Origin of the sequence: Paenibacillus sp. FSL R5-0908 (assembly GCF_038006245.1) — a bacterium.
GTDB classification, from domain to species: Bacteria; Bacillota; Bacilli; order Paenibacillales; family Paenibacillaceae; genus Paenibacillus_AQ; species Paenibacillus_AQ odorifer.
Genome location: NZ_JBBOUV010000001.1, coordinates 6130932 through 6154558, shown reverse-complemented (window position 1 = coordinate 6154558; position 23627 = coordinate 6130932). Strand labels below are relative to the sequence as shown.

At 46.7% G+C, this 23627-nt stretch carries 24 protein-coding genes and 1 riboswitch; of the genes, 23 read left to right on the top strand and 1 reads right to left on the bottom strand.

Translation table 11 applies throughout. The features are described from left to right. Positions 1–37 precede the first annotated feature (37 nt). The 11 genes from MKZ09_RS27930 to wsfD all read left to right on the top strand — a co-directional run bounded on the left by MKZ09_RS27930 (position 38) and on the right by wsfD (position 10842). Positions 38–325: a hypothetical protein gene (locus MKZ09_RS27930; protein WP_036679726.1), complete on the top strand. Its 288-nt coding sequence runs from the start codon at positions 38–40 to the stop codon at positions 323–325. A 24-nt stretch (positions 326–349) separates the two neighbouring features. After that, the gene (locus tag MKZ09_RS27925) at positions 350–694 is read left to right on the top strand and encodes a hypothetical protein (protein ID WP_036679724.1); all 345 of its coding nucleotides are present in this window, start codon (positions 350–352) and stop codon (positions 692–694) included. Then, positions 691–993, top strand: a complete 303-nt coding sequence (locus tag MKZ09_RS27920; RefSeq protein WP_051491084.1) for a hypothetical protein — start codon at positions 691–693, stop codon at positions 991–993. Before MKZ09_RS27925 ends, MKZ09_RS27920 begins: the two co-directional genes overlap by 4 nt. Positions 994–997: 4 nt before the next feature. Then, positions 998–1414, top strand: coding sequence for a hypothetical protein (locus tag MKZ09_RS27915; RefSeq protein WP_076130443.1), 417 nt, complete (start codon positions 998–1000; stop codon positions 1412–1414). A gap of 142 nt (positions 1415–1556) precedes the next feature. Next, positions 1557–2063: a GNAT family N-acetyltransferase gene (locus MKZ09_RS27910; RefSeq protein WP_076208712.1), complete on the top strand. Its 507-nt coding sequence runs from the start codon at positions 1557–1559 to the stop codon at positions 2061–2063. 868 nt (positions 2064–2931) lie between these two features. Next, a complete protein-coding gene (locus tag MKZ09_RS27905; RefSeq protein WP_341041571.1) occupies positions 2932–3063 on the top strand; it encodes a hypothetical protein in 132 nt (43 codons plus the stop codon). 867 nt (positions 3064–3930) lie between these two features. Then, positions 3931–4029, top strand: a riboswitch (purine riboswitch). A gap of 69 nt (positions 4030–4098) precedes the next feature. Further along, positions 4099–5436 carry a 5'-deoxyadenosine deaminase gene (locus MKZ09_RS27900; protein ID WP_076206994.1) on the top strand — a complete coding sequence of 446 codons (1338 nt, stop codon included), beginning with the start codon at positions 4099–4101 and terminating at the stop codon, positions 5434–5436. 138 nt (positions 5437–5574) lie between these two features. After that, on the top strand, positions 5575–6147 hold the full coding sequence (locus MKZ09_RS27895; RefSeq protein ID WP_076134223.1) for an RNA polymerase sigma factor: 573 nt from the start codon (positions 5575–5577) through the stop codon (positions 6145–6147). Further along, positions 6144–7313: a hypothetical protein gene (locus MKZ09_RS27890; RefSeq protein WP_143767358.1), complete on the top strand. Its 1170-nt coding sequence runs from the start codon at positions 6144–6146 to the stop codon at positions 7311–7313. Before MKZ09_RS27895 ends, MKZ09_RS27890 begins: the two co-directional genes overlap by 4 nt. Before the next feature lie 206 nt (positions 7314–7519). Continuing rightward, positions 7520–9418 carry an LTA synthase family protein gene (locus tag MKZ09_RS27885; protein ID WP_076134226.1) on the top strand — a complete coding sequence of 633 codons (1899 nt, stop codon included), beginning with the start codon at positions 7520–7522 and terminating at the stop codon, positions 9416–9418. Positions 9419–9426: 8 nt separating this feature from the next. Beyond that, a complete protein-coding gene (gene wsfD / locus MKZ09_RS27880) occupies positions 9427–10842 on the top strand; it encodes a glycan biosynthesis hexose transferase WsfD (RefSeq protein WP_076134228.1) in 1416 nt (471 codons plus the stop codon). A 134-nt stretch (positions 10843–10976) separates the two neighbouring features. On the opposite strand, the gene MKZ09_RS27875 is transcribed toward wsfD, so the two are convergent. Further along, a complete protein-coding gene (locus MKZ09_RS27875) occupies positions 10977–11729 on the bottom strand; it encodes an AAA family ATPase (RefSeq protein ID WP_076206998.1) in 753 nt (250 codons plus the stop codon). 253 nt (positions 11730–11982) lie between these two features. Here MKZ09_RS27875 and MKZ09_RS27870 point away from each other — a divergent pair, with 253 nt between their 5' ends. From MKZ09_RS27870 to MKZ09_RS27815, 12 genes are all read left to right on the top strand, one after another. Further along, on the top strand, positions 11983–13083 hold the full coding sequence (locus MKZ09_RS27870; protein ID WP_076134231.1) for a CgeB family protein: 1101 nt from the start codon (positions 11983–11985) through the stop codon (positions 13081–13083). Between the two features lie 54 nt (positions 13084–13137). After that, positions 13138–14253: a CgeB family protein gene (locus MKZ09_RS27865; protein WP_076134266.1), complete on the top strand. Its 1116-nt coding sequence runs from the start codon at positions 13138–13140 to the stop codon at positions 14251–14253. Between the two features lie 53 nt (positions 14254–14306). Beyond that, positions 14307–14477 (top strand): hypothetical protein, encoded by a 171-nt coding sequence (locus MKZ09_RS27860; protein WP_179088875.1) that lies wholly within the window; start codon positions 14307–14309, stop codon positions 14475–14477. Between the two features lie 169 nt (positions 14478–14646). Next, complete coding sequence (locus MKZ09_RS27855) at positions 14647–16116, top strand: glycosyltransferase (protein WP_076207000.1); 1470 nt, start codon at positions 14647–14649, stop codon at positions 16114–16116. 498 nt (positions 16117–16614) lie between these two features. Next, entirely contained in the window at positions 16615–17709 is a 1095-nt protein-coding gene (gene wecB, locus MKZ09_RS27850; RefSeq protein WP_076103696.1) for a non-hydrolyzing UDP-N-acetylglucosamine 2-epimerase, read from the top strand. Further along, positions 17699–18685 carry a polysaccharide biosynthesis protein gene (locus tag MKZ09_RS27845; protein ID WP_036679704.1) on the top strand — a complete coding sequence of 329 codons (987 nt, stop codon included), beginning with the start codon at positions 17699–17701 and terminating at the stop codon, positions 18683–18685. Before wecB ends, MKZ09_RS27845 begins: the two co-directional genes overlap by 11 nt. After that, on the top strand, positions 18682–19521 hold the full coding sequence (locus MKZ09_RS27840; RefSeq protein ID WP_076130430.1) for a dTDP-4-dehydrorhamnose reductase family protein: 840 nt from the start codon (positions 18682–18684) through the stop codon (positions 19519–19521). The genes MKZ09_RS27845 and MKZ09_RS27840 overlap by 4 nt, the downstream gene beginning before the upstream one ends. Next, the gene (locus MKZ09_RS27835; RefSeq protein WP_076207004.1) at positions 19518–20489 is read left to right on the top strand and encodes an NAD-dependent epimerase/dehydratase family protein; all 972 of its coding nucleotides are present in this window, start codon (positions 19518–19520) and stop codon (positions 20487–20489) included. The genes MKZ09_RS27840 and MKZ09_RS27835 overlap by 4 nt, the downstream gene beginning before the upstream one ends. Continuing rightward, a complete protein-coding gene (locus tag MKZ09_RS27830; protein WP_076134235.1) occupies positions 20486–21202 on the top strand; it encodes a glycosyltransferase in 717 nt (238 codons plus the stop codon). The genes MKZ09_RS27835 and MKZ09_RS27830 overlap by 4 nt, the downstream gene beginning before the upstream one ends. A 5-nt stretch (positions 21203–21207) precedes the next feature. Beyond that, positions 21208–21783 (top strand): class I SAM-dependent methyltransferase, encoded by a 576-nt coding sequence (locus MKZ09_RS27825; RefSeq protein ID WP_076134236.1) that lies wholly within the window; start codon positions 21208–21210, stop codon positions 21781–21783. A 33-nt stretch (positions 21784–21816) separates the two neighbouring features. Then, a complete protein-coding gene (locus tag MKZ09_RS27820; RefSeq protein ID WP_076207006.1) occupies positions 21817–22539 on the top strand; it encodes a glycosyltransferase family 2 protein in 723 nt (240 codons plus the stop codon). Then, entirely contained in the window at positions 22536–23573 is a 1038-nt protein-coding gene (locus tag MKZ09_RS27815; protein WP_076134238.1) for a glycosyltransferase family 4 protein, read from the top strand. Before MKZ09_RS27820 ends, MKZ09_RS27815 begins: the two co-directional genes overlap by 4 nt. The last annotated feature ends 54 nt before the right edge of the window (positions 23574–23627 follow it).

Below are 23627 nucleotides of genomic sequence, written 5' to 3'. Positions count from 1 at the left end.
TGCTGTAGCAGGGCGTTTGAGCAAAGGAGACATGAAGGTGCAGAGTAAAATAACTAAAGTCCTGCAGCACATGGCCCATACGCACGAACAGATGGCGCGGATTCTAGATGCTGAGCGCCATGTGGCTGTCCGTATGTCGCAAATTGTCCACGATCTGCCAGATGCGGAGCCTGATTTTGATGGGATCAGCGGGATGATCGAAAGCTCAACTCAGGTAAACAAGAATATTATTGCTTACTTGAATGCACTTGCAGATCTGGAAGAAGCGATGGCTGATGGGGTAGGCAGAGTGATTAAGGAATTGAACGGTCAAGAAGAAGAGTAACGCTATAGGAGCAGGAGGCGGAAGATGAGCAGAGAAAAGGCTTATCTGCAAATGCTGGAGTCCACCGCCGCCATCCAGTGGAACGTTGCGTTGATTCTGGAAGCTAAGGCGGTTGAAGCTGAAAAGGTAAAGCAGTGGGCACAGCATCATATCCACGCTAGAGCCTTTGATTCCCACAGTGAGCAACTGAAGGAGTCCCTCTCTATACACGAGGTCATCGTGGAGATGGTCGAAGGGCTGACCAAACTGGAGAACGGACTCTACAGCAATTTAAAAGCAGTGCTGGGCAGTGGTGAAGACGATGGTGGCGGGGAAGGTTTTGGAGACATGTCAGGTGATGGCTTTAGTTTTGGAGAAGACAGCAAATGAGCGGGGACCGTCTCTCTGAACATGCCGTCAAGCTGGAGATGATTCGCTCCATTTCGCGCAGTCAGGCTGCTTTGGCGGCCATCTTGGAGAGCATCGCCGAATTGACGGAGCAATCTGAGTTGACGGCCCGCAAATTGAGCGACAATATCAGGATTTTAAGTGGGTATCAGAGTGCGATGTGCCGGATGATGTCCGGGATTTCACTACATCGTCCTAAACGGGGAATTCCTGCTGCGCCATGGCTGAGCAAGGCATACGCCGTAGGAACCTCCAGAGAACATGGAGCACAGGAGGAGTAGAAGCATGAAGAAAAAAAGCCGCAGAACGCTACGTTCAGGCAGAACCCGTAGACGCACATTGCTGCTCTCGCGGAAGGCAAAAGTTCGTAAAGGGCTAGCCCGTAAATCCCGCAGAGTTCTTGCCCGGAAAACTGCTCGTTATGGGAAGTCGAAAAAAGGCCTATTGCTACGCAAGAAAAGAAGACTTCGTCGTAAGCTTGTTCGTAAAGTAAGGGTTGCGCAGCCACCGGTAATTGTGGTACCCGTGAGCGAGGCTCCGCCTGCACCACAGGTAATTCCGCTCCCCCCGGAGCTGGGCGTTTCGCCGGAAACGCCTCCGGCAGACGCCTTTCAACAGGGCTACACCGAAGCATACAACGTGGGGTTCGACGCCGGTTTCGCCAAGGGCTTCGAGGACGGGCATAAGCTGGAATTCAGCTAGGGGACACAGATGACAAGATCCGCTCCGCCCGTGAGCGGGTCTTGGGGTTTTCGTGCGGACTGGTTTGCTGCGTTGCCGATGTGATAAACTTCATAATGAAAGTGAAAATAATATGAGGTTAAGATGAAGGCAGGGATGATTCATGGGTACTGAGATTCGCAGAGCACGCAAAGATGAGATTGATGAAATTATGGAGCTGATTGCCAAATGCGTACAGGTGATGCAAGCAGGTGGCAGCGATCAGTGGGACGAGCATTATCCGAATCGGGAGATCATCTCCCTTGATATTGAACGTGGTAATCTATGGGTATGTGAGGAGAACAATGCGGTGGCCGGCATTCTAGTGTTGGACGAGCACCAATCCGAGCAGTATGAGAAGATTGACTGGAAAGAAACGCAAGGACCTCATTTAATTATGCATAGATTAGCTGTACATCCCGAAGTTCAAGGGAAGGGAATTGCACGCCGTCTTAGCACTTATGCAGAAGAATATGCTCGCCAGAATGGTTATTCAAGTATCCGTCTGGATACATATGCTAAGAACACTAGGGCACTCGCCCTATATCCAAAGTTAGGTTATGATCGCAGGGGTGAAGTAACTTTTCCGGGGCGCACCGCTAATTTTCCGGTGTTCGAGAAGGTTCTATAAAAGCAGGAAATTCGGAAGCTTAACATAGCAAGAGAACCAGAGGATATCTCATGAGCCATCAAGTGGCTGCTGGGATATCCTCTTTTTTCGTGAAATAACACCTTTCTCTAAACAAAAACTTTGTTTGATTAGGTAGCATTTGCGCTTACGGAAACCCTGCTGCTCAAAAGGCGAAAAATGTGCAAATAGCGTCATCTGGGTCCGAAAGTATCAGTGGCAGAGTATGACTCGACACTATCGGACCCAGATGACCTTAAACGTGGCATTTCACCACATTTGGAATGCTATAGGACTCCAGCGCAGCTATTGGTACAAAACACACCGCATATGGACCTGTTTCGAGGGAATAACGTCACTGGAGTCCGAAATCTTGCTCAAAAGGCGATAAATGTGCAAATAGCGTCATCTGGGTCCGAAAGTATCAGTGGCAGAGTATGACTCGACAGTATCGGACCCAGCAGACTTTAAACGCGAAATTTCCCCACATTTGGAATGCTATAGGACTCCAGCGCAGCTATTGGTACAAAACACACCGCATATGGACCTGTTTCGAGGGAATAGCGTCACTGGAGTCCGAAATCTTGCTCAAAAGGCGAAAAATGTGCAAATAGCGTCATCTGGGTCCGAAAGCATCAGTGGCAGAGTATGACTCGACAGTAACGGACCCAGATGACCTTAAACGTGGCATTTCACCACATTTGGAATGCTATAGGACTCCAGCGCAGCTATTGGTACAAAACACACCGCGTATGGACCTGTTTCGAGGGAATAGCGTCACTGGAGTCCGAAATCTTGCTCAAAAGGCGAAAAATGTACAAATAGCTTCATCTGGGTCCGAAAGTATGGAGCATTATGACTCACCAGTGGTGTGGACGTAGCGAGAGCAGTAGAAGTAGAAGCAGAAGCAGAAGCAGAAGCAGAAGCAGAAGCAGAAGTAGATGTAGATGTAGATGTAGATGTAGATGTAGATGTAGATGTAGATGTAGATGTAGCAGTGTAATAGGTGCGAGGGGAACGTAGAAGTGCAGAAATAAGAGTAGTGTAGGGACAGTAGTAGTAGCAGAAGCAGTAGAGGTAGCAGTGTAATAGGTGCGAGGGGAACGTAGAAGTGCAGAAATAAGAGTAGTGTAGGGACAGTAGTAGTAGCAGAAGCAGTAGAGGTAGCAGTGTAATAGGTGCGAGGGGAACGTAGAAGTGCAGAAGTAGAAGTAGTGTAGGGACAGTAGTAGTAGCAGAAGCAGTAGACGTAGCAGTGTAATAGGCGCAAGGGGAACGTAGAAGTGCAGAAGTAGGAGTAGTGTAGGGACAGTAGTGGTAGCAGAAGCATTAGAAGTAGTAGTAGAGTGGGCGCAAGGAGAATGTAGGAGTGCTGAAGCAGTGGAGTAGGCGTAGTGGAGAAATACAAGAAGCCGAAGCAGTGCAGTAGTAGCAGTTGAGTAGCAGTAGGGTCGGCATAGGTCAGTTAGATGAATAGAGCTTGGCGTACACTACCGGGCTCTGACCAGTCTGCCATACCGCGCTATATGCGCACAGCGGTTTACCACAAGGCGTTAGAGTAAGCAGAGATTGTCCGAAATGGCCGACCTTATCGAACGAAACGGGTGTCTCTTAAGCCATGAAATAGCTCTCGGATAGCTTATTTTCCGTGTTTTCCTGACAGTAAATCTGACGCGATTTACAGGTTAGCGTGATCGAAATTTTCTTGAAACAGAATTATCGTATTCATAAAACGAATTAATGTTATTTTATGTAACGCAAAACACTGATTTTCTTCTATAAAACAGTATTTAAAATACACAATCGATTTTATATGTAATGTATATTGACATATAACATGTCTTTAGATTATTATTGGACTATTCAAATTACAAATGAATAGTCTTTTTTTCGTATATCCTTAATAATTGGTTTAAGGGTCTCTACCGGGAACCGTAAATTTCTGGCTACGAAAATATGCTCAGGCATATTTTTGTGGCCTTTTTGTGTTACAAGCGTGAAGTTGTACTGGAATTAACTCAATGAGGGGGAGAAGGCTATGGGGAATATTTTGATCAAAAATGCCGAAATCATTACGATGAACAAGCAAGAGGAAATTATACACGGGGATGTCCGGATTAAGGATGATCTCATCGTTGAAATCGGCACTGGCCTGATCCCGCAGGGTGACGAGCAGATTATTGATGCTACGAACCGTACATTAATTCCGGGTTTTATCCAGACTCATATTCATTTATGCCAGACGTTATTCCGTGGTAAAGGGGACGATCTGGAGCTGATGGATTGGCTGCGCAAACGAATCTGGCCATTAGAGGCCGCGCATGATGAAGAATCCCTGTATTATTCGGCTATGCTTGGCATCGGCGAACTAATCACCAGCGGCACGACGACGATTGTGGATATGGAGACTGTCCATCATACGGATTTTGCGTTTCAGGCTATAGCTAAAAGTGGAATCCGGGCCTTGTCCGGCAAGGTGATGATGGATCAAAAAGGGGGAGATGTGCCTGAGGTGCTACAGGAGGATACCGCATCTTCTCTGCAGGAAAGTGTCGATCTACTGGAAAAATGGAATGGTTATGGAAACGGCCGGATTCAGTATGCATTTTCTCCACGTTTTGTGATTTCCTGTACAGAGCCTTTATTAACCGAGGTGCGGGATCTGTCCGCAAGATACGATGTGAAGGTGCATACTCATGCGTCTGAGAATTTAGGGGAAATTGAGATTGTGCAGGCCATGACTGGCATGCGTAACATCGTCTATCTGGATCATCTAGGATTAGCCAATGAACGGCTTATACTGGCGCATTGCGTGTGGCTGGATGCTGAGGAGCGGCGGATTTTGCGGGATCGAGGGGTGCATGTAAGTCATTGCCCGGGTTCCAATCTGAAATTGGCCTCCGGAATTGCCGACACACCAGGGATGCTTCATGAGCATGTTTCTCTTAGTCTGGGAGCGGATGGCGCTCCATGCAACAACAATCTGGATATGTTTAATGAGATGCGATTGGCGGCAATTATTCAAAAGCCTCATCACGGACCCACAACCATGGATGCCCGCAGTGTATTCCGTATGGCTACTATTGGTGGGGCGAAGGCCGTAGGGATGGAGGATAAGATCGGGAGTATCGAGGTAGGCAAAAAAGCAGATCTAGTGCTCCTGAATCTCTACAATTTTCATACCTTCCCCTCTTACGACGTAGATCCCATCTCTAGAATTGTATATTCCGCTACGCGGGCAGATGTGGAGACAACGATAATCGACGGGGAGATCGTGATGGAAAAAGGTTTGCTAAAGACTGTGGATAAAGAAATTGTACTAAATGAAGCTAACCGTTCTATTAAAAGATTACTCACGCATACCTCGATCGTTTGAGGGGAGAGGTTGATTCGGATATCATATCATTCGCAGGGGATCACTGATCACTGGACCCCCTGTTTTTTTATGAGAATATATGAACATAAGGGAACTAAAGTGCCTTTTGTGAGGTCGTATTAAGTGAGGTGAAGCTAATTGGAACTGGAAGGTCTTCAGCACAGCGAGACGATGAATGAACAGCAACTAAGAGAAATCATGAGCCGTTACGGAGAGGATATATGGAATTATATCTATTATCTTACCAAAAATTCTGAACAAGCCGATGATCTGGCTCAAGAAGTATTCATTAAATGTTATTACCGGATCGGAACGTACCGGGGGAATTCTTCATTTAAAGCATGGTTGCTTACGATTGCCAGGAATACTGTTTTTTCGCACCGGAAATCGCGCTTTTTTCGTTCCGGCTTATGGGGTGGTGTACAGCCATTGTCCACGGTTGATGTGAAGCAGCGGGATAAAACTATCGAACCTCTTGGCGTAGCCCGATCTGCGGAGATGGAGTATTTGGGTAATCAGTCCATTGGTGAGATATGGGATCAAATTATGGCATTGTCTCCCAAGCTGCGCGAAATATTGGTCCTGGACTTGAAATATGAGCTCTCTATAAAAGAAATAGCTGAACTGATGAACTTGAGTCACGGAACGGTAAAATCAAGATTGCACCGAGCGCGGCAAAAAATTCAGAACAAATTAAAGGAGGTAGAATGATGGAGGATCATAAACCGGAATGGTATGCTCAGGCCCGAAAAGGACCTTTTGGAAATAAAAAGTTTACTATGAGGCATGCAGACAACGTCATTCGCCGAATTCAAGAAGATCAACAGAGAGCGGAATCTTACTCAGGAAAAAGACTACCTGTGCAATTGTTGGCTGTGGCGAGTTTTATTGTATTGTTGGGCATAGGTGTATTCTTTCTGAACGGAAGGTTCCTCGGTAATGAATCAAGCAACCCTGCGCAAACTGAGGTTTCGTCGCATTTCACGGAGGCTGAGCTACAGCGGAACGCAGATCAGGTGATGCAGAGTTTGCTTGGAAAGACTTATCCGCTAGATCACCGGGAATGGCTTAAGGAGCAACAGCAGATATTTTACTCTTACCAGAAAGATGAGGACTCCGCATATATCTGGATCGATTATGAGACAGGAGAACTGGTGCAAACGAAGATGAGCGCGATGCTGACAACTGCGGAGATCGACGCTGAAATGAAAACCCGTGCGGAAGAGATCAAGGGCAAACTGGGTTATGCGAATGATTCAGCTTATGATGTGCTCAGATATGTTGAATATGATGCTAAACAACATTCTGGCGTGAAAATTGAAAATAACTTTAGGGCAGAGAAATGGCGTATCGGATTTGTAAATGGTGAATTCGATTACGCATCAGCCACGCTTGAGGCCTCGGCGGTATCAGAAGAGACGCGTCAAGCTGGGAAAGAGGCATTGAAGATATTGAGAGGTACCGGAGGTGATGAAGAGCTTAGTTTAGTATTTCGGGCTATGGACAAGGATCAGGATACGTTTACGCTGCAATACGGATCCAAGGTTTCGGTTACCTTCGATACGGTTACTAGAAGGATTGAGCAGGTTAGTGATACAAATCCTCGTGCTAGTGATAAAACAGATCCCAAACAACTAACGGTATTAGACCGTGAGCTGTCTCTAATTGATGGGGATCGCCTACGTGAGAAGGCAGCACCTCTGCTGACTAAGATATTTAGCGTTGCTGATGTGGGCGAATATAGCTTGCTTAAAAGAGATCAGGAGCCCGGGAATCTCACCTTTCATAAGCTTGGCAGTCCTGAGATCACTGTATATTATGATAGTGATTTAACGATCTGGAAGGTGAAAGAGGATTTGCCAGCGAGCCAGTCTTAGATTGAAAGGCATAACATAATAGGCTTAAATAGGGAAGTTCCACAGCCGAAAAGGTGCGGGATTTCCCTGTTTGTAATGGGAGCGAACGGTGCACATTTTTGATAAAAAAAGTAAGTATTGTTATACTAGAACAATCTGATATTTTACAGAAAAGATGAATAGATTTCATAATCAGAACAAATGAAAAGGTAAGAGGGGATTAAAACGTGAAAAAGCACGGGCCGAATCGAGCTCAGTTCTATATTGTTGTCCTGCTGCTATGGTTGAAGCTGCTCCTGCTGAGAGTGCTGTTCTTTGATAGAATTGCTTGGGAGTGGATTGCAGCAGATGTTGCTCCAGTCCTCTTCATTATGGGGATTCTGACGGTCATTACTCCTTCGCGGGTGAGAACAGCCGTCTATTGGACATTTAACGGGATATTATCGCTGCTGCTGTTCGCAGCCAGTGTATATTTCAATCACTTTGGTTCTGTTCCTACGTATCTGGCTTTATATGAACTGAATCAGGTATTTCAAGTGAAGGCAAGTGTAGAATCAACGATACAGACTATTGATTATTTATTTTTCGCTGATTTTGTGATCATGGCAATCTATGTCTTGATCCGCAGATGGAAGCATGGAAAAGCCTATCCGCGTGGGCGTGAGCGATTCAGCTCCCGGAACACACGATTGGCACATATGATGGTGATTCTGGTGGCTATTCTTGGAGGTTTTGCTTTATCGGCCAATTCTGTCAATTCTGCGCGGGGAATTACAAATGAACTTGTGCAGGCAGAAAGTGCCGGATTCCTGAATTATGAGGTCGTTGCCGCAATTAAGGTCAAGGAAGATAACAATCTCATTGGAACCGGAGATATTAAGGATACAATCGCGAAGATTGATGAACTGCAAGCTTCCTATCCTTATAGTAGTAAGGCCGCGGGCACAGCACCTGATTATTTTGGCTCGCAAAAGGGCAAAAATGTAATTGTCATCCAAATGGAAGCTTTTCAAAACTTCCCGCTGCATCAATCCCTGAAGGGTCAAGAGCTGACTCCAGTGTTGAACAAGTTGGCAGATGAGGGATTTTACTTCCCCCATGTCTACCAGCAGATTGGTCCGGGCAATACTTCTGACGCTGAATTTATGAGCAACACGTCGATTTATCCAATCGGGACGTTGGCAATGTCCACTGGATTCGGGGATAGAGAACTGCCGAGCCTACCACGTCTGCTGAGAGATAAAGGGTATGAGGCGTACACCTTTCACGTGAATCAAGTGGGCTTTTGGAATCGGAATGAGCTATATCCTGCGCTTGGATTTAACGGCTATTATGATAAAGATTATTTTACTAATGATCATTTTAATGCGTTTGGTGCTTCCGATGAACAGCTTTATATTACGGGTGTCGAGAAACTGGCAGAGCTGCAGAAGAAAGGAACTCCTTTCTACGCACAAATGGTGACGGCGTCCAGCCACCATCCCTTCCAAATCCCGGACTCTTTTAAGAAGATCTCAGTGCCTGATGAGTTAAAAAACACGATGCTTGGCGATTATTTGACTGCTATTAACTATACTGATTATGCCATTGGAACTTTAATAGAGGGTTTGAAGAAAAACGGAATGTGGGATAACACTGTGCTGGTGATGTACGGCGATCATTTTGGCTTGCAGCCGCAGGATGTGCCACCCGAGCAAGTAGAAAGTGCGCTGGGGATTCCATACGATTCCCGGATCAGCCGCTTTAATATTCCATTGATTGTTCATGCACCAGGAATGGAGCAAGGGAAGGTAGTAGAGAGAACAGGTGGACAGTTGGATATTCTTCCTACGATAGCTAACCTATTGGGGGTTTCTTTAAAGGAAGAGGGTTTTACAGCATTTGGTCATGATCTCTTGAACATTGATCGTAATGTGTTAGGGATGCGGTATTATTTGCCTTCCGGTTCTTTCTTTAATGATGATATTCTTTATGTGCCTGGTAAAGATTTTGCTGATGGTGAAGCTGTGTCACTGGATACGCTTAAGCCAGTATCGGATTTCACAAAATATCAGTCTGATTATGAGTATATTTTGAAGCTAATGAATTTGTCCGACGAATATGTGAAGCTGTTACCACAGAGATAGGGGGAATCATGAAAAAGTTCTGGAAACCGGAGTATCTCGTAGGCCTTGCCGGCTGCGGTATCATTATTTATTTGCTATTCGTAGGGCCATTTATTGGTGTTGCCGATAACGGTGATTTTCTGCGTATGATGAATACCATCGGCCTGAACTACTACGACACTGCTGCATCGTATGCCGATCAGTTTTTCAGCTTTAGCCATTCTCGGTTTGCGTATGAGGATTTGTTTAGAGGTTTTTATCCTTCTTCACAGATTTTTATAGTACTTGTGCCGAGATTGATCGGCGGGCTCATCCATGGCAGCTTTTTTGATGTTCGTTTGCTGGGTGCAGTTTATGGGCTTCTTTTACTGGCGGCAACTTGGCTGCTGGTGAAGTATAATGCTCGTGGCTCTTATGTTACAGGGCTGCTGTTGGGAGCAGCTATCTTATTTGTATTTTACGATATCGGGTATGTGGCCTATTTCAACTCCTTGTTTGGAGAACCAGTGTCGATGGTGTTTATGCTGCTGACATTTGCATTAGGATTAAGATTAACCAGCCAAGAGAAGCCAACCACTAAAGGATTAACCTTGTTTTTTATCGCGATTCTGTTTCTGGTCACCTCCAAAATCCAGAATGCACCGATTGGGATTGCCTTTGCTCTGATTTTCTTGCGGTTTATGATGCTTGACGGAGAGGGCAAATGGAGGAAGCTGGCTTTACGTTTTTCGATTGCCATCTTTCTTGTATCCATCGTTTTGTATGTGGCAGCGCCAAAAGATCTGAAGCATATTAATCTGTATCAAACGGTGTTTTTTGGGATTTTAAACGAATCACCGGATGTGAAGGGAGACTTGCAGGATCTCGGATTGCCGGAGCGGCTGGAGGTACTGGCGGGTACGAATTATTTTCAGACCGATACAGTGATTAAGCAGGATGATCCTTCGCTGGTTCCGGACTTCTATGACCGTGTATCTCATAAAGATGTGTTGTTCTTCTATCTGAAGCATCCGGACCGGTTGATAGATAATATGAAATATGCTGCGAGTAACAGCATGGCGATTCGCCCGTATTATCTAGGAAACTACGAGAAAAGCGAGAATAAACCAGCAGGTGCATTATCCTATACTTACAGTGCATGGAGCCAATTCAAAAACAAGTATATTCCGCACACGCTCGGATTTCTCTCCGTCTTCTATCTGGTGTATTTTGCGGGAGCCTTGTTTCAGTATTTCCGCAGCAGAGATATTCGCGGCAAAATTGCCGGCGAGCTGCTGATGCTGCTAGGGCTAATAGGGATTTTCTCCTTCTTGGTTCCGATTCTTGGGGACGGAAGGGCTGACATCGGTAAGCATTTATTCTTGTTTAATGTGTGCTTCGATATGATGGTTGTAGTCATGTTTGGATGGATTGTACACAAGCTGACGGGGATTGCGAGACGCTAATTTCAAGCACCTATCAAACACAAAAAAACACAAAGCAAACAGCAAGTTTCCGATTTGGAGACCTGCTGTTTTTTTAAATATAAGAATTTATATGTTCTATGTTGTAATTAAAGGGACGTCGAAGTCGTGTATGCTTATTCATCTTCAAATAACTCACGCAGCATCCCTTGACGATCGTTCATAAACGCTTTGGTCACGGTATAATGTTCGGTTTCCTCCAAGGCGACGGACCGTATTCCCTCCCCCTCCAAGAGAAAAATTTCAGCACCGGGATAGGACATCAGAATGGGGGAATGAGTTGCGATAATGAACTGTGAATCCTGTCCGACCAGCTCATGCATACGCACCAGCAGAGACATTTGACGTAAGGGGGAAAGCGCTGCTTCAGGCTCGTCGAGGATATAAAGACCGCGGCCGCCGAAACGGTGAACGAATGTAGCTAAAAAAGACTCTCCGTGGGACTGCTCATGCAGAGATTTGCCTCCGTAGGAGTCTTTGATCGGTGGGCCACCGGGTTGTTCATCCAACTCATCAATATAAGAAGCCACATTATAGTAACTCTCCGCACGTAGAAAAAAGCCGTCCTTCGGCCGTCTAACCCCTCTAGCAATTCTAAAATACTCATAGAGACTCGAATGCGAGGAACGAGTGTTAAAAGAAAAGTTTAGCGTTCCACCTTCAGGGTTAAAGCCCCAAGCAGCAGCAATTCCCTCTAACAAGGTTGATTTACCCGTGCCGTTCTCTCCAACAAGAAAGGTCACTGGTTTTTGAAAAATCAGGCGATCCAGCGTTCGAACAGCAGGCAGATGAAAAGGATAGGTTTGAAAGGATGGCACCAGATCACGCAGCAGCTCCGCGTGTCGCAAATACAACGTGGTGTTATTCATAGTTCCCCCCTTGTGAATTTCAAAAAATAATCATCTTCGGACAGATTAGACAGAGATGACAAGTTTAGTGCCTCTAGCTAGACCTTTATAGTATAACAGCATCCAGCGAGTGGATGAAATCTGACGGGGTTCGGGCAAGCCGGGCAAAAGACAGGGTACATCTGCCAATTTAGTTCTAGTAATGACAGATGTCCATGAGGCGAGTGCTGACTCCGCATATAGTTATACTGTCTTGAGAATACAACGGGGCAGGGTGAAGGCCGTGAAAGCAAAAAGGAGAAAACACAAGCGTCCGCGAGATTATCGCGACGGTTATCACGAAGGATATCGTCTCGGCATGTGTGAGGCTGTGCAGCGTCGGAGTACTGTAGAGGTCGAAGCCTGTCGGCCATTTAAGCTAATGTATGTTCCTCAAGGGTTCCATGCAATCGATACTGGGGTAATTGAGGCGCTCCAGCAGCTTGTAAGTGAGCTTGTGATAAGCACTCCAGAAGCTATGCTGGAGACCGCAGCTCGGGAGATGCCCGGGGCAGTGCTGGTTATGAATGGACTGCATGTTTTTCCGGAAAATCATTTAGAACAGATTACAGAAATCAGAAAGCTGGGCATTCGGACTGCGATCTGGTTTGTGGATGATCCTTATTTTACAGAGGATACTTCAGTGATTTGCCGGCATTATGATCACGTCTTTACGCATGAGCTCGGTTGTGTGGAGTTTTATCAATCCTTTGGGGTTCCATCCGTTCATTATTTACCGCTTTGCGTCAATCCAAAGATGTTCTATCCGCGCCGTACGGCACCGCAGTATAAGTACGATATTGTGTTTATTGGCAATGCATTTCATAATCGGACAGCGCTGTTTGATGAACTTGCCCCCTATCTAAAGGATAAGAAGGTGCTGATCGCTGGCGGCTTCTGGGAACGGCTTGCGACTTATGACCAGCTTGCCCCTTTTATTAGCAATGGCTTTATCCCGCCTGAGGAAACTGCGAACTATTACAGTGGTGCAAAGCTAGTCATTAATATTCACCGTCCGTGGGAGGAGGGGCAGGATAACCGGAATAGCTTCCGTTTACCATCACGCTCTATCAACCCGCGTACTTATGAGATCAGTGCCTGCGGTACTATGCAGCTTACGGATGTTCGTGAGGATCTGGGCAATTATTATCGTCCAGGTTATGACTTGGATACTTTTGGCTCTGCTAAGGAATTGCAGGAGAAGATTGAGTACTATCTGAAGCATGAAAAAGAGCGTCGAATATACGCTTTACGGGGACTACAGACAACCATGCGCAACCATACATTCACTGCGCGTTTGCCACATTTGCTGAATGTGATTGCTTCAAGTGTATGAAATCTATAACGGGATAAAGGAGCGAGGATGTTAATGAACAACAATGAATTTATTATGCCTGCACCACCGCTACCTCTGACACCTCCAGAGGAAGAAAAGCTTCGTGGTCGTCTGAGTGGTTTTAAGGGTGGATATGATGAGGGATATTTACGGGGACGGCTTGCGATTTTAGATGGTCGGCCAGAAGAAGTATTTCCCGTACGGAATATTCATGTAATGTATGTGGCTTCTGGTAAAGGATATCCCTACTCTCCATTAGACGATGCAGTCCTCTACGCGCTGCAAAAATTAACCACACAAGTCACGATAACAGATGTGCGTCAAAACTTAGTGGAGTTAGCCGCCGCGCAAAGACCGGATCTGGTACTTGTGCTGGATGGTATGGATTTACCGCTTGAGCAGATCTCCGTTCTTCGGGCTAGCGGAATCAAGACAGCCATTTGGCTTACAGATGATCCTTATTATACTGATTTTACAGTTAAAATTGTGGCGCATTACGATTTTGTGTTCACGCTTGAGCGTAATTGTATTGATTTTTATAAGGGACTTGGCTGCCCTGAAGTTCATTATCTTCCTTTTGCCGCTCACCGCGAGCATTACCGTCCAACTACAACACGTTCACCATTGAATCGCGAAGTTAGTTTTATTGGCTCTGCCTATTGGAACCGGGTTAATTTCTTCCGTGAGATTCTTCCGGATTTGATGAACTATAACACGGTGATTAACGGCATTTGGTGGGACCGTCTGCCTGAGGCGGCACTCTATGGAGATCGGATAGAGATTGGCAAGTGGATGTCACCACAGGAAACAGCGGTAGCTTACAGCGGATCCAAAATCGTTATTAACCTCCACCGCTCGCACATTGATGAAGTAGTGAACAACAATACACTTTCGATTCCGGCGGTATCTCCTAATCCGCGTACTTTTGAAATCGCGGCTACGGGTACGCTGCAATTAGTGGATGCCAGAGATGATATGGGATCTTTCTACAAACCTGGTGAAGAAATTGAGACTTTTGCAAGCCCTCAAGAAATGATGGATAAAATCCGTTATTACCTGACTCATGAGGAAGAACGCCGTGCGATTGCCCTGCGCGCTTTTGAACGGACGCTTAAGGATCACACCTACACTAAACGTATACACCAGCTGTTAACAGTAATTTACGGCTAGGTCATATGCCCGGAAATGGAATGGAAATGTGCGCTTACCAGGGGACAGGTGTCGTGCCGGCATCTGTTTTTCCTCGATATACTGTAGAACCGAACCTCAGCTTATGCCTGTGGCCTGATGAGAAGAAGCAGCGTCTGGAGCGGGCTTGTATAGCGGAGCGGAAGCGACTGGCTAGATTCGAGAGCAGAGGTGAAGCGAAGGGGCGAAGCTCGGGAGCGAAGTGAAATTGACTGACGAGATTCTAGAGCTAAGCGGAAGCGTTGTTGCGAGTTACAGGAGCGACTATCTTCAAGTGAGCTTTTCTGCGAAGGATAGAATTTAGCGAAAGTTTGTAAATTTTTCAAGGAGGTGAATGGCTGCTCCAGGCCCCTCGTTAGGGAGCGCCGAAACGCCATGGCTGACAAAGCTACAATCGTCCTCTTTTCACATGTATCCAATACACGCAGTATTACGGGAGCGGAGAAGCTATTGTTGTTTTTCGCTCAGGAGCTTTCTCCGTACTTTAATTGTATTCTCGTTGCGCCTCAGGACGGCAAGCTGACTTCTCAGGCTCGAAGCTGTGGAATAAGTGTACAGTTGCTTTCGATTCCTCTTTTATATGGAATGTACACTCCTTATGCAGGGTTGGAGGCAGATGCTCAGAAATTCCAGGAAAGCAGGGAGTATCACGAATTAATAGACTGGCTGAATTCCCTGCGCCCGGCGTTTGTTATTACAAGTACCTGTGTGCATGCTCTGCCAGCAATGGCTGCAAAGTCACTGGGCATTCCGGTGATATGGAAAATATCAGAGACGATAACAGACAATGAATATACACCTATTAGTGTAGGGCTGATTCATCGGAATAGTGATGAGATACTAGCAATTTCACAAACAGCTGCAGCTTGCTTTCCAGAGGACGTGAGAGCAGAAAAGGTGATCCAGCTCCCTCCCTCTTGGAATGATAAAGAGATGATGATTGAGGCTTGGAGCAAGCTTCGGAGCGAACGGCGGCGGGAATTGCGGGTTAAACCGCATGAACAGCTGGTCGGTTATATTTCTTCTTTTATCAACAAGGAAAAAGGGCTAGAACATTTTGTGAAAATGGCTGTATTTGTGCACGCGGTTCATCCAAGCTCGAAATTTGTTGTCATTGGGTCAGCTGGCGATAAAAGCTACTATGAGCGTTGTGTCCGCAAGGTGAAGCTTGAGGGACTGTACACCCGGTTTAAATTTGTTGGTTATGCTGAATGCCTTCCATCTGCCTATTGCGCCATGGATGTGCTAGTGGTTCCTAGTCTGATCCGTGAAGGCTTTGGCATGACTGCTCTGGAAGGTATGGCTTTTGGAAAGCCCGTGGTCGCTTACGACTCTGGGGGCTTGCGAGAAATTCTGCACGCAGCGGGCTGCGGCGAAAATCTCGTGCCAGCGTCGGACATTTCCGCGCTGGCAGAAAGAGTCAACGTCATGCTGGCGCAGCCGGGAATGGCGTTGACTCTAGGCAGTCAAGCGCGGGAGCGCGTCGACGCCGTCTATGGTCCGGCGGCATATCGGAGCCGCCTGCAGGGTCTTGCGGAGATGTGGAACCTCCGCTATTACAGCGCACCTGCGGTGCGCGAGGCTGACAGCGTGGTGGTGGAACCACCCGCTGTCCAGCCTGATTTACCCGCAGCGTCGCCGGCTTTGCCGCCGCGAAGCAAGGGCCTGCCAAGCCGCGTCGCCCGCAAGCGGCGCGGCAAAGCCCGGGCGCGCCGGCGAAGCGGGCGCCCGTTGGTTTTGCGCCGCGTTGCTCGCAAGCGGCGTAAAGGTTCTGCCCGGCGGCGCAGCACCGCCGGGAGCAAGCGCCGCCGGGCCCGCCGCGGTGGACGGCGGCGCGCGGCGTAAATGCCTCGATTGCAGCGAAGTAGCAAGCGGAGCGCAAAGAGGGGCATATCTGCTCTCGAATGCAGCGAATTTAGCTAGATGAGCCCAAAGAACGGTATAATTCCCGCTTATTGATCTCATTCCAGCAACCTGAGCCAAATGAGCGGTATAAATCCCGCTTATTGATCTCAATCCAGCAACCTGAGCCCAAAGAACGGTATAAATCCCGCAAAAAGAGCTCAATCCAGCAACCTGAGCCAAATGAGCGGTATAATTCCCGCTTATTGATCTCAATCCAGCAACCTGAGCCAAATGAGCGGTATAAATCCCGCTTATTGATCTCATTCCAGCAACCTGAGCCAAATGAGCGGTAAAAATCCCGCTTATTGATCTCATTCCAGCAACCTGAGCCAAATGAGCGGTATAAATCCCGCAAAAAGAGCTCAATCCAGCAACCAGAGCACAGTCCGCTGACTGAGCCAAGTCAGACCATAATTAAACAGGCAGGGGAGTGAACTCATGAAGATCATGACGATTTTAGGCACGAGGCCTGAAATCATTCGCCTCAGTGTAATCATTCCGCTTCTCGACGAACATGCTGAGCGGCACATCCTGGTGCATACAGGCCAGAACTTCACCGCCAGTCTCAGCGGGATTTTCTTTGCTGAGCTGGGACTGCGGGCACCGGATTATGTGCTGCAGGATAAACAAGCAGGACTAGGCGGCCAGCTTGCCGCCATGTTCGGAGGGTTAGAAAGTATTTTACTAAAAGAACAGCCAGATCGCGTTTTGCTTCTGGGCGATACGAACAGCGCGTTATGCGCGATTTTGGCTGAACGTATGGGAATTCCGGTGGTGCATATGGAAGCGGGCAACCGCTGCTATGACCTCCAAGTACCAGAAGAGAAAAACCGCCGTGTCATCGACGCCGTTTCGACCATTAATATGCCTTATACGCAGCAGAGCAAAAGGCATCTAATCAGCGAAGGTTTCCCCAGCAGGCGTATCGTGTTAACAGGAAATCCGATCCATGAGGTCATGACCCATTTTGAGCACAAAATCCAGACCAGCGACATTCTGGAGCAGCTGAAGCTTACCTCAGGACAGTATTTCCTAGTCACGGCTCACCGTGCTGAGAATGTAGATGATCCAGAGTCCCTTGTACAAATTATGTCGGGTCTTAACGCAGTGGCTGAGCATTTTGGAATTCGTTTAATATGCAGCATTCATCCTCGCACTCGCTCCAAACTTACTGAGCAATTTTCCCTTCCAATGAACCCACTAGTTGAATTTCATGAACCTTTCGGATTTTTTGATTTTGTCTATTTGGAACAGCACGCCTTATGTGCCATCACCGACAGCGGGACTGTACAGGAGGAATGCTGCTTGATGAAAGTGCCAACAGTTACGATTCGCAGAACGACGGAACGTCCAGAAACAGTGGATTGTGGCAGCAATGTAGTCTCAGGTGTAGATCAGAAAAGTATTCTGCGCAGCGTCAAGCTGATGACGGCGCTCAATCGGGATTGGGAGGCACCGGAAGGATACATGACTCCGGATGTTTCGGTCAAGGTAGTTAAATTCTTGCTTGGAGGGAACCTGCATGTTCAATAATAAAAGGATTGTGGTCACAGGCGGAACTGGTTCCTGGGGGCATGAACTAATTAGGCAACTTCTGCCACAAAATCCTAAGGAAATCATCGTATTCTCCCGCAGTGAATCCGCTCAAGTGGCGATGAGCCGGGAGTTTGAAGATCAACGTCTCAGCTTTATCATTGGCGATATCCGTGACAAGGATGCGCTGATTGCAGCCTGCCGTGGCGTTGATTATATCTTTCATCTGGCGGCGCTCAAACATGTTCCAGTCTGTGAAGATCAGCCTTATGAAGCACTCAAAACCAATGTAGTGGGAACTCAAAATGTGATCGAAGCTGCCATTGTAAATGGCGTCGAGAAAGCAATTTACATCTCTACCGATAAGGCTGCGAACCCATCCAACTTCTATGGAATGACCAAAGCGATCGGGGAAAAATTGTTCGTGTATGCCAATCTGATTGGCTCAAACACCCGGTTCGTTACTGTACGCGGAGGTAATGTGCTCGGAACGAACGGCAGCGTAGTGCATTTATTCATGAAGCAGATTAAAGATAAGGGTCAGGTACGCATTACGGATATGAAAATGACCCGCTTCTTTTTTACCCTACGCGATGCTATTACGTTATTATTTAAAGCTTCTGAGGTTAGCTTGGGTGGAGAAATCTTCGTCATGACTATGCCTACCTGCCGAATTATCGATCTTGCTGAGGTGCTGATTGAAGCTTCCGGAGAGTCCAATGTGAGTATTGTCGAGACCGGGATTCGTCCGGGAGAGAAAATCCACGAGATTCTGATGAGCGATTTCGAAAGCTTAACTACCGTTGTCTACGATGAGCAGTATCTAGTAATTCTCCCTACGCTGAACATGCCGGAATTAAAGGCACATTATAGCGCATATCCTCACGTCTCATTCAATAGCTTCAGTTCAGAGACGAATCTGATGGATCGGGAAGAGATCAAAAGCATCTTGATCCGGGGAGGGTTCCTGCAATGAAGCTGCTTATCCTAGGTGGAAACGGTATGGCGGGGCATATGCTGGCGGATTATTTTCGCCGCCAGGGCAAGCATCACGTCTTCCATACAACCCGGGATAAGAGCGATCTTGGCGGGCTGTATGTAGATGCGAACGATATAGCCGGAGTTGAGAAGCTGGTCGATATCGTTTCCCCTCATTGCATTATCAACGCAATGGGGGTTCTCAATCAATTCGCGGAGCGTGACAAAATTGGGGCTTACCACGTGAATGGCTTTCTCCCTCATCACTTGTGGCGAAAGGCGGAGGATGTTCAGGCAAGGCTCATTCATATCAGTACCGACTGCGTGTTCGAAGGAACACGCGGAGGGTACACCGAAGAGGATGCTCCTGATGGAACCTCTGTATATGCAATTTCTAAAAGTCTCGGTGAGGTGCAAAAACCCGGGCATCTTACGATTCGCACTTCCATTATTGGTCCCGAAATCCGCTCTGGCGGTATTGGTCTGATGGATTGGTTCCTGGCGCAGAGTGGTAAAGTTTCAGGATACCGGCGGGTGATGTGGAACGGGGTCACAACGCTCCAATTAGCCAAAGCAGTGGATGTAATGCTGGATTCCCCCGTATCGGGGCTGATCCATTTAGCGCATCCAGAGCCGGTAAGTAAATATGAGCTGCTTCAGCATATTCAGGCGGCTTTTCATAAAGAAAATGTGGAGATCATCCCTGAGGATGAACATATTCAGGATCGTACACTGGTGAATACAAGAGCGGATGTCCTCTTGCCGCTGCCTTCATATCCTTTAATGCTGCAAGAACTGGCTGACTGGATGAAACAGTCAGAGATGTATTTATGACAGGGCAAAGACTTCTGATTACCGGAGCCGGTGGATTTACCGGGCAACATGCGGTTCGATTATTTTCGGCAGGAGGGGCTGAGGTTATCGCTGTATTGCGGCCGCAATCGACAGCTGCCTCCACTCTTTTTCCAGAAGGAGTAAAGATTTATGTTTGTGATTTAAGTGACCGGAAAGCAGTAGCTGAGATGATCAAGCAAACTGCACCGGACGCTGTCCTTCATTTGGCTGGGAAGAACTCCGTACCCGAGTCATGGCTTAATCCCTTGCTTTATATGGAGACCAATGTGATGGCTACCTTATATTTATTAGAGGCCATGCGAAGCCTGCCGAGCAGTCGGATTCTAGTGGCTGGCTCCAGACTTAAGTTCAAACCGGGTGTGGTGGCTGGGCCACCACACCCGTACAGTCTTAGCAAAACAATAGAAGAGCTGGTGTCCCTCGCTTGGGGCACCTTATTTAAACAGCCGGTTCTGCTGGCTGAGCCCTGTAATCTGATTGGTCCCGGTCCTTCCACCGGCTTCTGCTCTTTATTAGCACAGCACATTGTTCGAAGTGAAGTCCAGCCAGATGAGGAAATACCTCCATTTAAGCTCTCTTCTCGTTATGCGCTGCGTGATTTTTTAGATGTTAGAGATGCCGTTAGAGCTTATGATTATATTTTGCGTAAAGGTACAAATGGAACCATCTATCGCATCGATTCAGGGAAGCAGCGGGAACTCGGGGAGATCGCGGAGCAGTTGCTCAGTCGTTCTGTAGGTCCAGTGCCAATGGACTGGGGACCCGCAGATGCTGAACGGGCTATTTCAGAGATCGCAGCCACAGCAGATAAGCAGGTTCGTTCGGAAGCATCAACCCCTGAGGCTGATGTGACTTCACTGGGCTGGCGTCCGGAAATTGGACTTAGTCAATCGTTAATGGATATTTTGAATTATTACCGAATTAGCGGGGAGGGGAGGTTGTTATGAGACCGAAAGTTTCGGTAGTGATTCCGTTTTATAATTGTCCTTATATTGAGCACGCCCTGCAAAGTGCGTTCTCCCAGTCTTGGGAACCTTACGAAATCATTATTGTCGATGACGGCTCGCATGCGCATAGCAATCTAATTACACCGTATCTTTCCCGAATTCATTATTTGGGCAAAGGCAATGGGGGAACCGCCTCCGCATTGAATCACGGCATATTGAATGCAACGGGGGACTATGTGGTCTGGCTTAGCTCAGATGATTTATTTTATCGGGATAAGATCAACAATCAGGTTCTGTTCATGGAGCAGAACCACTTGTTAATCTCCTATACCAACTTTAATTATATTAACGCTCAATCGCAGCTGGTTCAGCTGAATGCTGCGCCATTGTTTCCTAGTCACCTGGATTACTTACGTTGTTTTTTACACGGTAATCCCATTAATGGCTGTACGGTGATGTTTAAACGAGAGGTGTTTGGAGCCATCGGACTTTTTGATGAATCACTTCCTTACACCCATGATTATGACTTATGGTTCCGCGCCATTCTGAACGGATATCCACCGGTGATGTTGAATCAATCACTCACAGCTTACCGGACGCATGAGGGCATGGGAACGATCAAATATTTTGATGTAATTATGGCAGAGGCAGCTGCGACCAATGCCCGCTACAAAAATTCGCTGCAGCACTTGATTTCTTCTATGGGGGGCTGAAGGTAATGTACCGGGAAATTGAAGTGAATGACTTTCTGCCAGTCTTACTGGAACAGTTGAAATTCTGCGAGAGTATTCTGGATATCGGCAGCGGCACCGGTACCCTGCTTGAACGATATGAAGCCGCAGTAGTGCTTGGATTAGAAATTCACAGGCCGTACCTGCTGCATCGTCAATATAAGTCACCTCATATTATTCCGGTACATGCAGATGCCAGTCATATGGATAAATTATTCCTCCCCAAAACATTTTCAGCGGTTACCTTTATTGATTCAATAGAGCACTTTAATAAAAATGAAGCGAAGACTCTGCTAGGGATGGCCGAAAGAATCGCCAATAACCGAGTAGTTGTATTTACCCCTCGGGGCTTTTTTCCACAGGAGGGTATGGATCATTATCATTTGCAGGGAGAGTATTTTCAAAAGCATCGGAGCGGATGGGAGCCGGAGGATTTTATTGCACTTGGGTATGAGGTAACGGTACTTAAAGGCTTCCATCATGCCCAAAACCCATCGTTTCGTGAAGCATTCGGGGAGGGCCATGCACCAGTAGATGCCCTGCTTGCTTGTAAAACAGTATAAAAGTTGAGCTCCGGGTGAAGGAGGTGAGCGCGTATGAGTGAAGAACCTAAAGTATCGGTGATCATCCCATTTTATAACTGTTCGTATGTGGATCTCGCCATCCAAAGTGTCTTGGATCAAAGCTATCCGAATATAGAACTTATTGTAGTCGATGACGGTTCTACCCTATGGTTGGAGAAGTTGGCCCCCTTCCGTGACAGAATCATTTATATACAAAAAAGTAATGGAGGGACAGCTTCTGCTTTGAACAAAGGGATAGAAGTGGCTACCGGAACGTATTTTGCCTGGCTCAGTGCAGATGATCAATTTCACCCGGATAAAATCAAAAACCAAATAGAAAAGCTCAAAAGTACGGGTACTTTGTTTAACTATACAGCCTATTATTATATAAATGAGCAGGGAGAACGGATCTCAGATACGGTAAGTATGATTTTTAGCAGCAGAGCCCATTTTATTGAGACTATGATGTTGGGTTGTCCGGTGAATGGGAGTACAGTTCTTCTTCATATGGATATATTTCGTGCTGTAGGAACGTTCGATGAAATGTTGTTATATACTCAAGACTATGATTTATGGCTGCGTATTTTACCGCATTTTAGCTGGTCTTATATTGAGTATCCGCAGCTTGATTATCGAGTGCATCAAGAGATGGGCTCAGTGATTCATAGTGAGGCGCAGAAAAGAGAGATAGAACAGGTACAAGCAAACCATCATGGGGTTCTATCGCATCTGCTGCTAAAGGAGAGAGGGGAATGAAATTAATATTTCCTGTTCTAACTCTATCTAGGGGCGGAGCACAACGGATGCTGGCAGAACTGGCTAATCGTCTGTCAGAGATCGGTCATGAAATTACGATCCTCTTGCCCAGCGATGGTGTCGTTGAATACGAGATAAATTGTGAATTGCGTTATGCGGCAGATGGTGATTTGTCGGCCAGCGATTTTCCAGTGGGGGACGTGATTGTCTCCAACTTTTATACCACAGTCGAGGTATCGCAGCAGGCAAGTAATGAGGGGAAAGGGATTCATATTCGTTTAGCGCTTTGCTACGAGCCCACTTTTTTACCTGACAATAGCCGTTCTTTTGCATCCTATAATTTAACTAGCAATCTGCTTGTACTATCCCGTTGGCAGCAAGAAATCGTCCAGATGAATCATGGGATTAAGGGGACAATCGTGCCCATTGGTGTGAATCCTGTTTTTAGAAATTTGAACATTCGTGAACCTGAAAATAAGCTTGTAGTTTCCGCGGTTATGCGAAAGCCAGAGGGTGGATTCTCAGGCCATCGTGAACAAGACTATTTGCTTGAACAGTTAAATCGGGTCAGAAGATTTCATCCAGAAGTTGAACTGTATTTGATTATTCCTCCTGGTGAATTTGCTGAATCGACTACACTTCAAACTTTATTAGCGGATGAACGATATCATATAAGGACTCCTGCAAATGATACTGAGCTTTGTTACCATTATAGTGAGAGCGATATTTTTGTAAGCTCAAGTACGTATGATACGGGATCGCTACCAGGCATCGAGGCTATGCGTTGTGGAGCAGCACTCGTTACTGTTTACTCCGGTGGGAATATGGAATATGGCAGGCATGGCCATAACTGCTTAATGTCCTACCGGTTTGAGAATCGGCTTGCGGATGATATCATAACCTTAATTAAAGACCCGGATTTACGCCAGCGGCTGGCTCGTAAGGGGGAGCAGGATTCACAGCATTTCACTTGGGAAAAAAGCACACAATTGTTTCAGAATGCACTGTTTGAGATCGTAGCGAGGAACTCTTAATAATATGTCCTTAAAATACAAAAAACCTTCAATACCACTTGAGAAGTGGCTTGA

What these genes read in the sequence shown, in the direction of transcription:
- MKZ09_RS27920 (WP_051491084.1), top strand. Translation starts at nt 691, where the DNA reads ATGAGCGGGGACCGTCTCTCTGAACATGCCGTCAAGCTGGAGATGATT.
- MKZ09_RS27845 (WP_036679704.1), top strand. Translation starts at nt 17,699, where the DNA reads ATGTTCAATAATAAAAGGATTGTGGTCACAGGCGGAACTGGTTCCTGG.
- MKZ09_RS27825 (WP_076134236.1), top strand. Translation starts at nt 21,208, where the DNA reads ATGTACCGGGAAATTGAAGTGAATGACTTTCTGCCAGTCTTACTGGAA.
- MKZ09_RS27865 (WP_076134266.1), top strand. Translation starts at nt 13,138, where the DNA reads ATGCCTGCACCACCGCTACCTCTGACACCTCCAGAGGAAGAAAAGCTT.
- MKZ09_RS27925 (WP_036679724.1), top strand. Translation starts at nt 350, where the DNA reads ATGAGCAGAGAAAAGGCTTATCTGCAAATGCTGGAGTCCACCGCCGCC.
- MKZ09_RS27830 (WP_076134235.1), top strand. Translation starts at nt 20,486, where the DNA reads ATGAGACCGAAAGTTTCGGTAGTGATTCCGTTTTATAATTGTCCTTAT.
- MKZ09_RS27875 (WP_076206998.1), bottom strand. Translation starts at nt 11,729, where the DNA reads ATGAATAACACCACGTTGTATTTGCGACACGCGGAGCTGCTGCGTGAT.
- wsfD (WP_076134228.1), top strand. Translation starts at nt 9,427, where the DNA reads ATGAAAAAGTTCTGGAAACCGGAGTATCTCGTAGGCCTTGCCGGCTGC.
- wecB (WP_076103696.1), top strand. Translation starts at nt 16,615, where the DNA reads ATGAAGATCATGACGATTTTAGGCACGAGGCCTGAAATCATTCGCCTC.
- MKZ09_RS27835 (WP_076207004.1), top strand. Translation starts at nt 19,518, where the DNA reads ATGACAGGGCAAAGACTTCTGATTACCGGAGCCGGTGGATTTACCGGG.
- MKZ09_RS27900 (WP_076206994.1), top strand. Translation starts at nt 4,099, where the DNA reads ATGGGGAATATTTTGATCAAAAATGCCGAAATCATTACGATGAACAAG.
- MKZ09_RS27815 (WP_076134238.1), top strand. Translation starts at nt 22,536, where the DNA reads ATGAAATTAATATTTCCTGTTCTAACTCTATCTAGGGGCGGAGCACAA.
- MKZ09_RS27855 (WP_076207000.1), top strand. Translation starts at nt 14,647, where the DNA reads ATGGCTGACAAAGCTACAATCGTCCTCTTTTCACATGTATCCAATACA.
- MKZ09_RS27910 (WP_076208712.1), top strand. Translation starts at nt 1,557, where the DNA reads ATGGGTACTGAGATTCGCAGAGCACGCAAAGATGAGATTGATGAAATT.
- MKZ09_RS27840 (WP_076130430.1), top strand. Translation starts at nt 18,682, where the DNA reads ATGAAGCTGCTTATCCTAGGTGGAAACGGTATGGCGGGGCATATGCTG.
- MKZ09_RS27820 (WP_076207006.1), top strand. Translation starts at nt 21,817, where the DNA reads ATGAGTGAAGAACCTAAAGTATCGGTGATCATCCCATTTTATAACTGT.
- MKZ09_RS27915 (WP_076130443.1), top strand. Translation starts at nt 998, where the DNA reads ATGAAGAAAAAAAGCCGCAGAACGCTACGTTCAGGCAGAACCCGTAGA.
- MKZ09_RS27890 (WP_143767358.1), top strand. Translation starts at nt 6,144, where the DNA reads ATGATGGAGGATCATAAACCGGAATGGTATGCTCAGGCCCGAAAAGGA.